Genomic DNA, 16014 nt, shown 5'->3' on the forward strand with positions numbered 1-16014 from the left:
AATCGGCCGGTTCGGGCCTGAGACGCAGACGCAGACGAACCAGGATCGCACTTCTCGCGGTGCTCGCCGTCCTGTCCTCGACCGCCGTGGCCATCACCATGACCAGGTCGTCGACGCAGGAGACGGGCACCGCTTCCACGCGCGTCCTCGACCACGTCGATCTTCCTGTGGCACAGCGGGAAGAGCAGCCGGCGCCGGAGGACGGCGAGCTGCGCGACGCACGCTGGCCTTCGGGCGCCCGCGGCACCGTGCTGGCCACGAGCAGCCCCCGCCAGGTCGCGAAGACCCCGGTCACCGTCGCGAAGAAGACCGGAAAGCCGCAGGTCGTCGCGGCCGCGGTGATCGACCAGGAACAGAGCCGCAAGGCCGGCGTCTCCGGTGTGGTCCTCGAAGTCCGCCCGACCGGCGAGGCGAAGGACGGAGACACACTCTCAGTGGGTCTCGCCTACGGGGAGTTCGCCAAGGCCATCGGCGGCTCCTTCGGTTCACGCCTGGGCCTGGCCACGATGCCCGCCTGCGCGCTGACCACTCCGGAACGCCCCGAGTGCCGGGTGCAGGAACGAATCCCGTCGCACAACGACCGCGCCAAGCGCACGGTCTCCGCCGACATCCCCGCCGAACCGATGGTGCTCGCCGCGGTGGCGGACCAGTCCGGCCCGCAGGGCACGTTCAAGGCCAGCTCCCTCGGCCCGTCCGGCAACTGGTCCGTCTCCCCCGGCACCGGTTCCTTCAGCTGGTCCTACCCGGTCGACGTCCCTGCCCCGGCCTCGGGCAAGGTCGCCCCGAAGCTCTCGCTCGCCTACAGCTCGTCCAGTGTGGATGGACGGACGTCCGCGACGAACGGTCAGGCGTCGTGGATCGGTCAAGGCTGGGACTACACCCCGGGTTTCATCGAGCGTTCCTACAAGCCGTGCAGCGAGGACAAGACGCTCCCGCAGGCCCAGCAGACCGCGGACAACTGCTGGCAGGGCCAGATCGTCACGATGAACCTGGGTGGTCAGTCCAACCAGCTCGTGCGCGACGACAACACCGGTGTCTGGCGCACTTCGGGTGACCACGGCGCCAAGGTGGAACTCGTGCAGGGGGCCGTCAACGGCCTTGCCGAGGGCGAGCACTGGAAGGTCACCACGACTGACGGTGTGAGCTACTACTTCGGCCGCAACAGGGGTGATGGCTACAACGGCCAGGAGGAGACCAAGTCCGCCTGGGGTGTGCCGGTCTACTACCCCAAGGCCGGAGACAGCTGCTACCGCGCCACTTTCGCCGACTCGTGGTGCAAGCGCGGCTGGCGCTGGATGCTCGATTTCGTCGAGGACCCGCACGGCAACGTCACCTCGTACTACTACACGCCCGAAACCAACTTCTACGGCGCCAACGGCAAGAACACGGGCGTTGAGTACACCCGCGGCGGCACACTGAGCCGCATCGACTACGGCCTGCGCAAGGTCGGCGGCTCCATCTACACCACGCCCGCGCCGAACCAGATCGTGTTCACCCCGGCCGCCCGGTGCGTCCCGGCCGACGGCTACAACTGCGACCTCGCGCAGCTCGACGAGTCCAAGGCCAAGTACTGGCCGGACCTGCCCCAGGACCAGATCTGCAAGCCGGGTGTGACGTGTGAGAACCATGGCCCGTCGTTCTTCTCCACCCAGCGGCTGAGCAAGATCACCACCCAGTACACCGTCGGCGGCTCGACGAAGCCGGTGGACGTGTTCGAGTTGGCGCAGACCTACCCCGAGCTGGCGGACAAGGAACTGCGGCTCGACTCGATCAAGCGCACCGGGTACCACCCGGACGGCACGTCGATCGCCATGCCGCCGATCACGTTCGAGAGCCAGGCGCTCGCGAACCGCGTCGAGGGCTACAACTCCACCGGTGCTTACTTCCACTGGCGTCTCACGAAGGTCAACACCGACACCGGTGGCCGGATCAACGTCACCTACAGCGACCCGGACTGCACCGCGTCGAGCCACCCGACGAACTTCGCTCAGAACGACCGGCTCTGCTACCCGGTGTACTGGACGATGCCGCTCAACAGCGACCCCGTGCTCGACCTGTTCCACAAATACGTCGTGCGCAAGGTCGTCGTCGAGGACAGCAACAAGGTCGGTGACGACCCGCGGCCGGTGTCCCCGCAACAGATCACGACGTACCGCTACCTGGGCACGCCCGCGTGGCACTTCGACGACAACGAGCTCGTCAAGCCCGAACACCGCACCTACGGCCAGTTCCGCGGCTATGAGAAGACCGAGGTCCTCAAGGGTGACGGCGACGGCCCGGAGAAGGAGACCCTGACCCGGTCGACGTTCTACCGCGGCATGGGCGGCGCCATCACCGACTCGCGTGGACAGTCCGTTTTGGACAACAACCTCTTCGCCGGCACCGTTCGCGAGGAAGAGGTCTTCGACGGAGACGGCGGCACGCGCCTGTCGTCGAGCTTCTCCACCCAGACGGTGGTCGGCGCGCCGACGGCCAGCCGAGCTCGCCCGGGCCTGGACCCGTTGACCGCCAACGTGGTCGAGGTCGCCGGCACCGCTTCTGTCACCTACCTCGCCGCGGGCGGGGAGAAGAAGGCCTCGACGGTCAACCGCCACGACGCCCTCGGCCGTGTGGTCGCGAAGACCGACTCCGCCGACGGCCTCCCGGACCTCTGCACGACGAGCAGGTTCGCGGAGAACCTCGCGCTCGGCATCCGCGACCGGATCTACGAGATCGTCCAGTCACAGCAGGCCTGTCCGGCAGAGGGCGTCGCGCCGGCGCCGGTCACCAAGCTGGTCCGCACCTACTTCGACGGTTCGGCCACGCTCGGCGCGATTCCCGGTGTGGGCAATCCGACCAGCACCGCCGAGGCGGTGCGCACCCCTGACGGCTCGCTCACCTTCCAGCCGAGCGGCACCATCTCCTACGACTCGTCGGGCCGGCCCAACAAGACCGTCGACGCGTCCAACCGCACCACACTCACCACCTACACCCCGGCTGACGGCGGACGACTGTCGAAGATCGTCTCCGTCAACGCGAAGAACCAGACCAGCACCGTCGAGTTCGAGCCGTCGCGCAGCGCCACCGTCAAGACCACCGACGTGGGCAACCGCGTCACGGAGGCGACCTACGACGCGCTCGGCCGGCTGACCGCGCTGTGGAAACCGGGACAGGCCAGGAGCATCAGCGATCCGTCGGTGAAGTACGAGTACGTGCTGCGCGCCGACGGGCCGCTCGCGGTGACGTCGAAGGCGCTCGTCGACAACGGCACCAGCAAGAACTACGTGACGGCGGTCAGCCTCTTCGACGCGTTCGGTCAATCGCGTCAGACGCAGTCGGAAGCGCTCGACGGGTCGGCCAACCGCGTGATCAGCGAGACGTTCTACGACTCGCACGGCTGGGCGGTGTCGAGCAACAACAACTTCCTCGTCGCGGGAGCCCCGGGCACAACGCTGGTGGACGTCGCGGAAGCGTCCGTCGACAACCGCACGGTCACTCAGTTCGACGGCTCCGGTCGCGCCGTGCAGGCCACGTCCTACAAGGGACTCACGGCGATCGAGCAGACCAGGACCGTCTACGGGGGCGACCGCACCACGACGTTCCCACCGGCCGGCGGTGTGATCAACGAACAGGTCAACGACGCCCGCGGCCGGGTCGTGGAGACCCGCCAGTACACGACCGCGCCCGCGCTCAACGGGTCCGTCGTCTCCGGCGGCGCGTTCCAGGCGACCACGCGCCGGTACACCGCCAACGGCCTGCTGGACCAGATCAAGGACACGGCCGGCAACGAGTGGTCGTTCAACCACGACCTGCGTGGCCGCGTCGTCAGCCAGACCGATCCCGACGCGGGCACGGTGAGCACCACCTACGACGCGCTGGGCCAGATCGAGTCGACCCGCAACGCCGCCGGACAGACGTTGTTCTACGAGTACGACGAACTCGGCCGCAGGACGGTCGAGCGCGCCGACTCGAAGACCGGCGCGATGCTCGCGCAGTGGCGCTACGACGGTGCCACCAACGGCGTCGGCCTTCCCTTCTACAACACGCGGTACACCGCGAACGGCAACTTCGACTCCGGCCCCAGCGCCTACGACGGCGCAGGCAACGTGACCGACCTGATCCTGCGCGTTCCGACGTCGGAACACGGCCTGGCCGGCACCTACACGACGAAGACCGCCTACACGACGACCGGCCTGCCGAAAACCCTGACGCTGCCGGCGAAGGGCGGACTTCCCGGAGTCCCGATCGCCACGTCGTACACCAAGTACGGACTGCCGGAGAAGACCGAGGGCTACAACGCGTACGTCTCCGCGTCCACCTACACACCGTTCGGTGAACCGCTGAAGTACGTGCTGGGCGCCAACAACGCGGCCACCGACCTGTCCTTCGACTACGAAGCCCACACTCGCCGCCTAGCGCTCACCAAGCTCTCCGGCGGGCCGTCACCCCTGATCGACGAGACCACCTACAGCTACGACCACGCGGGCAACCTGCTCAAGCAGATCAACAACCAGGGTGACCGCGGCGTCCGCTCGCAGTGCTTCGCCTACGACACCCTGCAACGCCTCACCGAGGCGAGGACGTCGACCGACGCCTGCGCCACCGCCCCGTCCAAACTGACCCTCGGCACCCTGTCGCCGTACTGGCACTCGTGGACCTTCGAGCCGACCGGCCTGCGCAAGACCCAGGTCGCGCACAGCCTGACCGCGGGTCAGCCGGACAAGACCACCACCTACGCCTACCCGGCCGCGGGCACCGCCCGTCCGCACTCGCTGACGAGCACCTCCGACGGCACCTCGTACACCTACGACGCCTCGGGCAACACCAAGACGCGCACCCTGCCCACCGGCGTCCAAACCCTCGACTGGGACTACTCGAGCAGGCTGAAGTCCGTCACCGCGCCGGAAGGCACCACGTCGTACATCTACGACGCCGACGGCAACCAGCTGATCCGCCGCGACCCGGACAAGACGACGCTGTTCGCGCCGGGCCAGGACCTCGTCCGCAACCACGAGTCCGGCATCGTCACCGGTACCCGCTACTACGCGCACAACGGCACCAAGGTCGGCATGCGCATCGCCGGCGGCAACTTCAAGTTCGAGGTGTCCGACCTCCACAACACCGGACAGCTGACCGTCGACTCGGTCTCACGCGACGTCACCCGCCGCGCATCAGACCCGTACGGCAACGTGCTGGGCGAGATCACCGGCGGTCCCTGGCCTTCCGGGCGAGGCTTCCTCGACAAACCGGTGTCGTCCGTGACGGGCCTGACCGACATCGGCGCCCGCAAGTACGACGCGTCGACAGGCCGCTTCATCTCGGTCGACCCGCTGCTCGACCTCACCGCCCCGCAGACCTGGACCGGCTACACCTACGCGAACAACAACCCCACGACGTTTGCGGACCCGACCGGTCTCTTCTGCGACGGCTGCGAGTACGCGGGCAGCGGCGACAACCACGGCGTCGGCTGCTCGTACGACCCGACCGGTTCCTGCCGCTCGCAGGAGGAAGTCGACCTCTCGTACCAGATCCGCACGGGCCGCAACGAGGACACGACCAAGCAGCCGATGATCGGCGGCCGCCGCGTGCCCACATTGAAGGAGCTCAACAGCCGGGTCGTCTACGGCACCTTCGGCAACAACGACTACCTGGAAGGTGTCGAGGCCTGGGCGAAGCGGACCTGTCAGCGTGCGAGTGCCGCGGACGGTGACTTCTGCAGCGCGGCCGACGCGATGGGGCTGTTGGAGCCGAACCCGGTGGGCAAGGCGATCCTCGAAGTCGCCTTCCAGTTCGTGTGCAACAGGTTCGCGCCCTGTGCGGTCGCTTCCATGGCCGTCGGGTTGCTGATCGCGATGAATGAGGGGCCTGAGGCCCAGGTCAACGCGGCCATGGACACGAAGGGGCCACGCTCACCCAGCACCACCAAGAGCAGGACGGCGGAGGGCTGCGTCGGTGCGAACAGCTTCACCGGCGAGACCCTCGTTTTGATGGCCGACGGGTCGACGAAGCGGATCGACGAGATCGCGGTCGGCGACAAGGTCGCCAACAGCGATCCGGAAAGCTACAACACCGAACAGAACGAAGTGACGTTCGTCCACGTCTCGGACGACGACAAGAGCTACATCGACCTGACCGTTCAGACCGCACAAGGAGCGGGGAGGATCCAGGCGACCGCTCATCACCGGTTCTACAGCGTCACCGCTGGTGACTGGGTCCACGTCGCTGATCTGGTGCCGGGAGACGAACTCGACACCCCTGGGATCGGCCGCGCCGTCGTCAGCGCTGGTCGTCCGTACGAGGCTCAGTCGCGCACGTACAACCTGTCTGTCGCAGCCGTTCACACGTTCTTCGTCCTGGTCGGTCGTACGCCGATCCTGGTGCACAACGCTCCGCGCTGTGAGTGGATCCCTGGAGAGGTTCCGGACGCGAGCGAGATCGACCGGGGTTCGCTGCGAAAGCTCAAGGAGAAGGAGCTGGAGAAGGCTCTCGCGAGCATCGAAGACGACGCTCACGGTTTCAAGAAGGAGTACGTCGGCAAGCAGGTGGCGAGGTTCGACGCGACGCGAGATGGCGACGGCAGGATCGTCCTCGTCAGCAAAGATGGAACGGTTTTGGTGCCGACAGAGTGGAGGTACGTACCGTGAGCGCGTTTCGCGTCTATCTCCGCGTGCAGAGCGCGGATCTGCTGCCCGAGCAGATCTCGGAGCAACTCGGGGTGGAGTCTGATGAGTCGCATGCGGCAGGCAGCCGCAAGTGGCCGGGAGCCGCTCCGCGGCGCGAGAGCACCTGGATCAGGCGGGCCGAAGCCACCGAGGCCGGCGGGCGGCCCGAGCACGTGGAGCCGGTGATCCTGGGATGGGGGTTGGAATTCGCTCGCAAGCTCGGTCTGCTGGTGGAGTCCAGCGATGCCGTCGTGTCCCTGGAGATCGTGCAGAAGATACGAGACCTGGATGACACCCAGGCGAAGGGGATCTTCTTGTCGGCAGACCTGATGGCTTGGTTGGGCGTGGCCAAGTCGTCCCTGGACATCGACCAGTACATCCTCCACGAGTGCGATGAGCCGCGAGAGGGCGTTCAGCCAGGTAGCTGAGGACCGCCGATCGCCGGCGACCTGTCGCAGGGGCCGGTGAGGACCAGATGGTCCTCACCGGCCCCGTTGCATTCCAAGTTTGAGTCACATTGACCATAACCCTCTTGCAATCCATGGTTTGAGTCTGCAAGACTCAAACCATGTTCACCACATCGGAGGCGCTGGAACTGGTCGAGCGCGCCGCGTCGGCCGAGGCCCTGTTCGGGCCTCGCAGCGCCGATCCCGGCAAGCGCAAGCAGGCGCGGCGCCGGTACCACGCGCTGGCCTCGGTGCTGCACCCCGACGTGGTCGGACCAGGCAACACTCGGGCACACGCGGCCTCGGCGAACCTGACGCGGCTGCACCACGAGTGGACGCACAGCACGAGCGTCGAACTCAGGACCAGGACCGGCGTCTACCGCATCGGTGAGCCGTTCGCGGTCGGCAGCATCGCCAACCTCTACGAGGCCGACGGCCCCTACGTGGTCAAGGTCGTGCGCAACCCGGCACTCAACCCGTTGCTGCACGCCGAATGGCACGCGTTGCGGGCGTTGGAGAGCTTCACCGACCGGAACGCCTGGCTGCGTCCCTTCTATCCGCGGCTGCTCGACACCTCGGGCGATGTCGCCAAGGGCTCACGGGCATTCACGGTGCTCGACCCGCTGCTGGACGGCTTCGTGACGCTCGCGGACGTCAAGAATGCTTTCCCGCAAGGTCTGGACGGGCGCGACTACGCATGGATGCACCGCCGGCTGCTCAAGGCACTGGCCGGCGCACATCAGATCGGTCTGGTGCACGGGGCCGTGACCGCCGAGAACGTCATGGTGCACCCGGAACAGCACGGGATCGTGCTGGCCGGCTGGTCGTTCGCCGTCGAGACCGGGCAAAGGCTCCTCGCGACCAGCAAGACCATCGCCTATCCGCCAGAAGTCCTGGCGGGAGAACCGGTCACGGCCGCGACGGACGTCCACATGGCACACACGCTGATGATCAATCTGTTGCGAGGCGACGAACATCGGCAGATCGCCTTCGCCCGAGGATGTCTGCAGGAACGCCCGTCGCGCCGGCCTGACGCCGCCGATCTGCTGGGCGAGTACGACGACCTGCTCGAAGAACTGTACGGACCAAGGGTTTTCCGCCCGTTCGCTCTGCCAAAAGGAGAATGACCATGGGACACGGCAAGTGGGATGACAACGCGTACGCGGCGGCGAAGACCTTCCGTGCGGCCAAGGGGATCGCGGACTTCGGCTACACCGCCTCGATCAAGTCGGCGCCCTCGTCGAGCTGGAAGGCGGCACCGGCGCTCGACCCGCTGAACGTCGCGTACCGCGAGTGCCGCGACTCGCCCGACCACGCCGACTCGACGCCGATCGCGGTGCTGTTCGACGTGACCGGGTCGATGGGGGCGGTGCCGCGGATCATGCAGGGCAAGCTCGGCAAGTTGCACGGGCTGTTGCAGCGCAAGGGATATCTCGCCGACCCGCAGCTGATGTTCGGCGGGATCGGGGACGCCGACAGCGACCGCGTGCCGTTGCAGGTCGGCCAGTTCGAGTCGGACAACCGCATGGACGAGCAGTTGCGGGACATCTTCCTCGAAGGCAACGGCGGTGGACAGAAGAGCGAGTCCTACGAGCTGGCCGCGTACTTCGTCGCGCGGCACGTGGTCACCGACGCGTGGCAGAAGCGCGGTCGCAAGGGGTACCTGTTCATCATCGGCGACGAGCTGAACAAGCCGCGGCTGGAGGCCAAGCACATCCGCCGGATCATCGGTGACGACGTGAAGCAGGACATCGACCCGGTGTCGGTGTACCGCGAGCTCGCTCTCAAGTGGAACGTGTACTTCATCCTGCCCAACCAGTCGTCGTACTACAACGACGACAGCATCGGTGACCACTGGCGGGCGATCCTCGGGCAGAACTTCCTCAAGCTGGACGACCCCGGCGCGGTGTGCGAGCTCATCGCGGCGACGATCGGCATGGAGGAGCGCGTGGTGGACCTGGACCAGGCCCTGGTGGACCTCGCGGAGATCGGGTCGGTCGCGGAGAGCAAGGCCGTCGGCAAGGCCCTGGTCGCCGTCGGCAACGCCGCACGGCCGGTCGTCGCCGCGCCGCTCGGCATCGACGGTCCCGACGACGTGGCGCTGAGCTGATGAACGACCACGTGGTCGTCGTCGGGCTGGGGTTCGGCGACGAGGGCAAGGGGGCTGTCGTCGACGCGTTGTGCGCCGACGGACCGGTGTCGACCGTCGTGCGGTTCAACGGGGGAGCGCAGGCCGCGCACAACGTGATCGCCGACGGCAGGCACCACACCTTCAGCCAGTTCGGGTCGGGCACGCTCGCGGGCGTGCCGACCTGGCTGTCGCGGTACGTGCTCGTCGAACCGATCGCGCTGGCGACCGAGTCACGCGAACTGGAGGCGCTCGGCGTCGCGAACCCGCTCTCGCTGATGTCGATCGACGCCGAAGCGCTGCTCACCACACCGTTCCACGTCGCCGCCAACTGGGCCAGGGAGAGGGCCAGGGGCGGCGACCGGCACGGGTCGTGCGGGAAGGGGATCGGCGAAACCGCCTGGTACGGGCTGCTCGCCGGGGCGAGCGAGGGGGACGTGGTCGAGGGGCAACGGGTGCTCGGCGAGCCGGGCCCCGCCCCGACCGTCGGCGACTGCCTGAACCCGGCAGTGCTCCGGGGCAGGCTGGACGCACTGGCCAGGTTCTACGAGCCGCTGATCGGTGATGGCCCGGACGTCGACGAACTGGTCGGGCTCTACGCCGCGTTCGCGGACGCCGTCCGGATCACGACCGGCGACGAGGCCGGGCGCCTCGCCGACACCGGACGGCTCGTCTTCGAGGGCGCACAGGGCGTTCTCCTCGACGAGACGTACGGGTTCCACCCGCACACGACCTGGTCCACCACCACACCGCGCAACGCGAAAGCACTGCTCAATGGGCGCCGCGCCCGCGTGCTCGGCGTGACCAGGACGTACCAGACGCGGCACGGCGCGGGTCCGCTGCCGACGGAGGACCAGGCCGTTCTGGAGCGGTTCCCCGAGGCGCACAACGGCACGGGGGAGTTCCAGGGCGCGTGGCGGGCCGGGCACCTGGACGCCAACCTGCTGCGGTACGCCGTGCACTGCTGTGGCGGCATCGACGGACTGGCTGTGACCCACCTCGACGCTGGCGGGCTGAAGGTCGCCACCGGCGAGGTCCTGGAAGACCTGCCCGACCCCGTTTCGTACCTGGAGGACCTGCTCGGCGTGGGCGTCCTCGTCACCGGCACGGGGCCGACCAGGGCGGACTACGCGGTGCGGGAGAATTCACCACATGATCGAGTCGACGTTGGTGTCGGTGGACGTGATCGTGCTCCGGTTTGATCCGGACGCACGCGCGGTGCTCGTGGGGGTGGCAACGCGCGCACAGGAGCCGTTCGCGGGCGAGCTGGCACTGCCCGGCGTCCTGCTGGGCAGGGGCGAACGGCTGCGCGACGCGACCACCAGGGCCGTCACCGGCAAGCTGGGGCTCGCCGAGAAGTCCGTGACGGCGACCGGCCAGCTCGCCACGTTCGACGAGCCGTCGCGTGACCCGCGCGGCCCGACGTTGTCGATCGCGCTGTGGGCCACGGTGACCCGGTCGACCGGCGACCTGGCCGTCTGGAGCCGGCTCGACGCCGTGCCCGCGCTGGCCTTCGACCACGACCGGATCGTCGCCGACTGCCGGCCGTTGCTGGCGGACAAGCTGTGGCGGGACGTGCCGTTCACCGCCGGCCTGCTCGGGCCCGAGTTCACCACGGCGCAGGCGCTCGACGTCACCGAGTCGCTGACCGGCGACCGGCCCTACCCGGCCAACCTGGGCCGCACGATGGACCGCGTGCCGGGCCTCGGCCGCACCAGCGAGCACGCGGCCGCGTTGCCCAAGGGAGGCCGCCCGCCGCTGGTGTGGAAGTGGTCTAGCGAGGCAGTTCGGGCTTGAAGAGCCAGCGGGTGAGCAACTCCCGATGCCCGGCGAGCGAGAGGAAGTCCTCGGTCGTCACCACGCCGTGCCGGTTGCGGGCGCACCACTCCCGCAGCAGCGCGAAGAACGAGTCGTCGCCCATCTCGCGACGCAGAGCGTGCAACGTCAACGCCCCGCGCTTGTAGACCCGGTCGTCGAACCAGTCGGCCCGCGCGGGCCGTCCGATCACGATGTTCTGGGGCAGCCGCCGCAGCAGATCTCGTGCGGCGGCAGCACAAGCGTCCGCGGACCGGCCGCCGGAAGCCTCGGACCAGATCCACTCCGAGTAGCAGGCGAAGCCTTCGTTGAGCCAGATGTGCTCCCACGCGGCGATCCCGACGGAGTTGCCGAACCACTGGTGTGCCAGCTCGTGCGCCACCAGCCGTTCCGAACCCCGGCGGCCGTCCACGTGGTTGGCTCCGAACGTCGACAACCCTTGCGCCTCAACGGGTACGTCGAGCGCGTCGTCGGTGACGACGACCGAGTACCTCGCGAACGGGTAGGGTCCGAACAACGACGAGAACAGCTCGATCATCGCGTCCTGCCGGCCGAAGTCGTGCGCCACCAGCCGACGCAGCCGGGCGGGCGCCCACACGTCCGGAAGGGCCTCGACGTACTGTCCGATCTGGACGGTCGCCAGGTAGGTCGCCATCGGCGCGGCCATCGAGTACGTCCACCGCGTCGTGCTGCCCGACACCTTGCCGTCCACCAGCACCCCGTTGCACACCACCGTGTACGGCGACGGCGCCGTCACCTCCAGGTGGTAGGAGGCCTTCGAGGACGGCTCGTCCAGGCACGGGAACCACGACGGCGCCCCGATCGGCTGGGACGCCACGATCGAGCCGTCGGTGAGCTGGTCCCAGCCGAGGTCACCCCACTCGGGCGTCGAGACCGGCAGCGGCGTGCCCGAGTAGCGGACCTCGACCGAGAAGGCCCCTCGCACGGCGGCACGGATGTTCAGAACACCGCCGGCGTGCCCGTAACGCGCGGGTTTGCCGTTCACCAGCACCTTCGAGATCCGCAGTGGACCGAAGGACAACGAGAAGGACGACAGCGAGGTGCAGGAAGCCTGCAACACCGCGCGCCCGGACAGGCGCGCGGAGTACGGCTTGTAATCAAGCTCTAGTGCGTAATGGTGTACGGAGAAGCTCATGTCCACGCGGAGATCGGGTTGCCCAGCCAACGGGTTCCCGACGGTACATCCTCTCCGCGCATGACGAGCGAGGCGGGTCCGATCGTGGTGTGGGCGCCCACGGACACCCCGGGCAGCACGATGCCGTGCGGGCCCAAAGTAGAACCGGCGCCCAGTTCGACGCGGTCCATCCGCAGGATCCGGTCGTGGAACAGGTGCGTCTGCACGACACAGCCCCGGTTGACCGTCGCTCCTGCGCCCAGGGAGACCAGGTCGGCCTCGGGCAGCCAGTACGACTCGCACCACGCGCCACGGCCCACCGACGCGCCCAGCGAACGCAGCCACAGGTTCATCAGCGGCGTGCCACCGGAGAACCCGATGAGCCACGGCACCGCGAGCACCTCGACGAACGTGTCCGCCAGCTCGTTGCGCCACACGAACGCCGACCACAGCGGGTACTCACGCACCTTGAAGCGGCCCACGAGCGTCCACTTGGCGACGACCGCCACCAGGCACGCGGCCACACCGGCACCCAGCAGCACGACGCCGGACCACCAGAGCCCGAACTCCTTCAGCGCGAACAGCACCAGCACGACCAGCGCGACGTTCAGCATCACCGGGACGAACCGGCACAGCTCGACCAGCGCCCGCGCCCACATGAGGTGCTTGGGCGGGTCGAACGTGCGCGACTGGTCCGACACCTCGGCGGCGCGCGGCAGCTTCATCGGCGGCATGCCCAGGTACGACGAGCCGGCCTTGGCCCGCTTCGGAGCCGCCGACAGCACGCCGACGAGCCCGCCCTTCGGGACGTTGCGGCCCGGCGCGGTCATGCCCGAGTTGCCCAGGAACGCCCGTTTGCCCACGCGCGCCGTGGCGATGCGCAGCCAGCCACCGCCGAGCTCGTACGTCGCGACCATCGTGTCGTCGGCCAGGAACGCGCCGTCGCCCACGCGCGTCATCTTCGGCAGCGCGACCACGGTCGAGGCCTCCACGTGGCGGCCGACCTTCATGCCGAGCAGCCGCAGCCACACCGGCGTGAACAGCGACGCGTACAGCGGGAACAGGGCCGAGCGCGCGTTGTTCATCAACCGCTCGGTCGTCCACGCCGCCCACGCGACACGGCTGTGCACGGGGTAGTGGCCCTCGCGCATGCCGATGCCCAGCAACCGCACCGAGACCAGGATCAGCAGCGCGTAGGTGCCGAACCAGATCGCCGAGGCGACGGGAACGTCCCACAGCGCCGACGTCAGGGTGACCGGCCGGCGCAGCACGTAGAGCAGGGCCGGAGCCGCCGCCAGCAGCGGCAGGGCGGCCAGCAGGCCGGACGAGACGCCGTACATGAGGTTCCAGAAGCGCGACCGCTCCGGACGGCGCGACGGGAACGACCGCGCCGCCTTGCCCTCGCGGGTGGCGGGCACACCGGACCAGCGCTGGCCGGTCGGCACGGACCTGACGACACCCGAACCGGGCGCCACCTCGGCCTTCTTGCCGATCCGGGCGCCGGGGAACAGCGTGCTGCGCGCACCGACGGTCGCGCCCGCACCGATCCGGATGCGGCCGATGCGCAGCCGGTCGCCGTCGAGCCACCAGCCGGACAGGTCGACCTCGGGCTCGACGGCGGCGCCGCGCCCGACCTTCAGCATGCCCGTGACCGGCGGCAGCGAGTGCAGGTCGACACCGGGGCCGATCTTGGCGCCCAACGCCCGCGCGTAGTGCGTCACCCACGAGCCGGAAAGCTCGGTGGCGCGCGACATCTGCGCCAGCATCTCGGCGGTCCACAGTCGCAAGTGGACGGAGCCACCGCGCGGGTACTCGCCGGGCTTCACGCCGCGCAGCAGCAACCGGGCGCCACCGGCGGAGATCGCGAGGCGGCCGGCGGGGCTGAGGAAGACCGCGAACCCCGCGGCCACCCACCACCACGACACGGACGTCCAGCCCAGCACGTTCGACAGGGCCGTCAGCGCGACGACCCAGCGCGCACCGGCGATCGTGAGCAGCGGGATCATCAGCAGCGTCTGGACGACGCCGGTCCAGCGGGGCGTCGGCGCGACCTCGTGCACCTCGGCCGCCTCGCCGTACGACTCCAGCCGGCGCGCCAGCTTGTACAGCGTCGGGTTCTGGTAGATGTCCGACACCGACGTGCTCGGGTACCGCGTGCGGACCATCGAGACCAGCTGTGCGGCGCCCAGCGAGCTACCGCCGGACGAGAAGAAGTTCGCGCCCTCGGAAGCGGGCCCGGAGCCGAGCACCGCGGCCCACTGCTCCGCGAGCCAGCCTTCGAGGCCGGAGAAGACCACTCCGGCGGTGTCCATCGACGCCAGCGGCCACGGCAGCGCGGCGCGGTCGACCTTGCCGGACGTGCGCGTCGGCAGCGTCTCGACCACGGCGATCAGCGGGACGAGAGCCGCGGGCAGCTCCGCGCGCAGCTGTTCGACGGCCGCGTCCTGGTCGAACTCGCCGTCGGTCACCACGTAGCCGACGAGGATCTGGTTGCCGCCCCGCGTCGTGCGCACGGCGGCGGCGGCTCCGGCGACACCGGGCAGCGCCGCCAGCGCCGCGTCGACCTCGCCGAGTTCGATGCGGCGGCCGCCGAGCTTGATCTGCTCGTCCGCGCGGCCGAGGAAGACGAGGCCTTCCGGCTCGGCGCGGACCACGTCACCGCTGCGGTACGCGCGGTCCCAGCCCATCGAGGGCAGCGGCGCGTACTTCTGCGCGTCCTTCTCGGCGTCGAGGTAGCGCGCGAGGCCGACGCCGCCGATCACCAGTTCGCCGGTCCCGCCCATCGGCACGACCTCGCCCTGGGCGTCCACGACGACGAGTTCCCAGCCGTCCAGCGGCAGGCCGATGCGCACGGGACCGGTGCCGGTCATCTGCGCGGCACAGGCCACGACGGTCGCTTCCGTCGGCCCGTAGGTGTTCCAGACCTCGCGGCCGTCGACGGCGAGCCGTTCGGCCAGTTCGGGCGGGCAGGCCTCGCCACCGAAGATCAGCAACCGGACGTCGTCCAGCGCCTCGACGGGCCACAGCGCGGCCAGCGTCGGCACCGTGGAGACGACGGTGATCTCCTGCTCGACCAGCCACGGGCCCAGGTCCATGCCCGTGCGCACCAACGAGCGCGGTGCGGGCACCAGGCAGGCGCCGTAGCGCCACGCGAGCCACATCTCCTCGCAGGAGGCGTCGAACGCCACGGAGAGCCCGGCGAGCACGCGGTCGTCCGGCCCGATCGGCTCGTCCTGCAGGAACAGGCGCGCCTCGGCGTCCACGAATGCGGCGGCGTTGCGGTGCGTCACCGCGACGCCCTTGGGCTTACCGGTCGAACCGGACGTGAAGATGATCCACGCGTCGTTGTCCAGACCGGGTTCGCCGGGCACGCCGAGCGTGGTGCCGTGCCGCACGAGGGAACGGCCCTCGCCGAGCACGGCACCCACTTGCGCCTCACCGAAAACCAGCTCGGCCCGCTCGTCCGGGTCCTCGAAGTCGACGGGCACGTAGGCCGCGCCGGCCGCGAGGGTCGCCAGGATCGAGACGTAGAGGTCGACCGTGCCGGACGGCACGCGAATGCCGACCCGGTCGCCGACCCCGACGCCCTCGGCGGCGAGCTTTTCGGAGAGTTCCAGTACTTCCGTGATCAGTGCGCGGTACGTCAGCGCGGTGGTGCCGTCGTCGACGGCCAGCGCGTCCGGGTGCTCGTCGGCACTCGCGCGCAGGATGTCCAGGAGGGTGCGCGGTGTGGGCGCCTCGCCTGCGGTGAACATCGATCGAAGGACAACGGGTTCAGCCGCGATCGTCACGTCAGCGTCACTTCTCACCCTCTCGGCAACCGGTAGCTGTACAACTTTACAGCCACGT

8 protein-coding genes are annotated in these 16014 nt (G+C 69.0%); 6 read left to right on the top strand and 2 right to left on the bottom strand.

From position 1 onward, the window contains the following. The first annotated feature begins 59 nt into the window (after nucleotides 1–59). From SK571_RS35610 to SK571_RS35635, 6 genes are all read left to right on the top strand, one after another. Nucleotides 60–6623, top strand: coding sequence for an RHS repeat-associated core domain-containing protein (locus SK571_RS35610; RefSeq protein ID WP_319988498.1), 6564 nt, complete (start codon nucleotides 60–62; stop codon nucleotides 6621–6623). Then, entirely contained in the window at nucleotides 6620–7069 is a 450-nt protein-coding gene (locus SK571_RS35615) for a DUF4279 domain-containing protein (RefSeq protein WP_319988499.1), read from the top strand. Before SK571_RS35610 ends, SK571_RS35615 begins: the two co-directional genes overlap by 4 nt. A 140-nt stretch (nucleotides 7070–7209) precedes the next feature. Then, entirely contained in the window at nucleotides 7210–8214 is a 1005-nt protein-coding gene (locus SK571_RS35620) for a protein kinase family protein (RefSeq protein ID WP_319988500.1), read from the top strand. A gap of 2 nt (nucleotides 8215–8216) precedes the next feature. Further along, the gene (locus tag SK571_RS35625) at nucleotides 8217–9197 is read left to right on the top strand and encodes a hypothetical protein (RefSeq protein ID WP_319988501.1); all 981 of its coding nucleotides are present in this window, start codon (nucleotides 8217–8219) and stop codon (nucleotides 9195–9197) included. Beyond that, a complete protein-coding gene (locus tag SK571_RS35630; RefSeq protein WP_319988502.1) occupies nucleotides 9197–10417 on the top strand; it encodes an adenylosuccinate synthetase in 1221 nt (406 codons plus the stop codon). Before SK571_RS35625 ends, SK571_RS35630 begins: the two co-directional genes overlap by 1 nt. Continuing rightward, nucleotides 10368–11012, top strand: coding sequence for an NUDIX hydrolase (locus SK571_RS35635; RefSeq protein WP_319988503.1), 645 nt, complete (start codon nucleotides 10368–10370; stop codon nucleotides 11010–11012). The genes SK571_RS35630 and SK571_RS35635 overlap by 50 nt, the downstream gene beginning before the upstream one ends. Here the strand turns inward: SK571_RS35635 and SK571_RS35640 are convergent. Beyond that, nucleotides 10990–12186 (bottom strand): M1 family metallopeptidase, encoded by a 1197-nt coding sequence (locus SK571_RS35640; RefSeq protein ID WP_319988504.1) that lies wholly within the window; start codon nucleotides 12184–12186, stop codon nucleotides 10990–10992. The genes SK571_RS35635 and SK571_RS35640 overlap by 23 nt on opposite strands. Further along, nucleotides 12183–15920, bottom strand: coding sequence for a Pls/PosA family non-ribosomal peptide synthetase (locus SK571_RS35645; protein ID WP_319988505.1), 3738 nt, complete (start codon nucleotides 15918–15920; stop codon nucleotides 12183–12185). The genes SK571_RS35640 and SK571_RS35645 overlap by 4 nt, the downstream gene beginning before the upstream one ends. Between the last annotated feature and the right edge of the window lie 94 nt (nucleotides 15921–16014).

Origin of the sequence: Lentzea kristufekii, assembly GCF_033949925.1 — a bacterium.
Classification (GTDB): domain Bacteria; phylum Actinomycetota; class Actinomycetes; order Mycobacteriales; family Pseudonocardiaceae; genus Lentzea; species Lentzea kristufekii.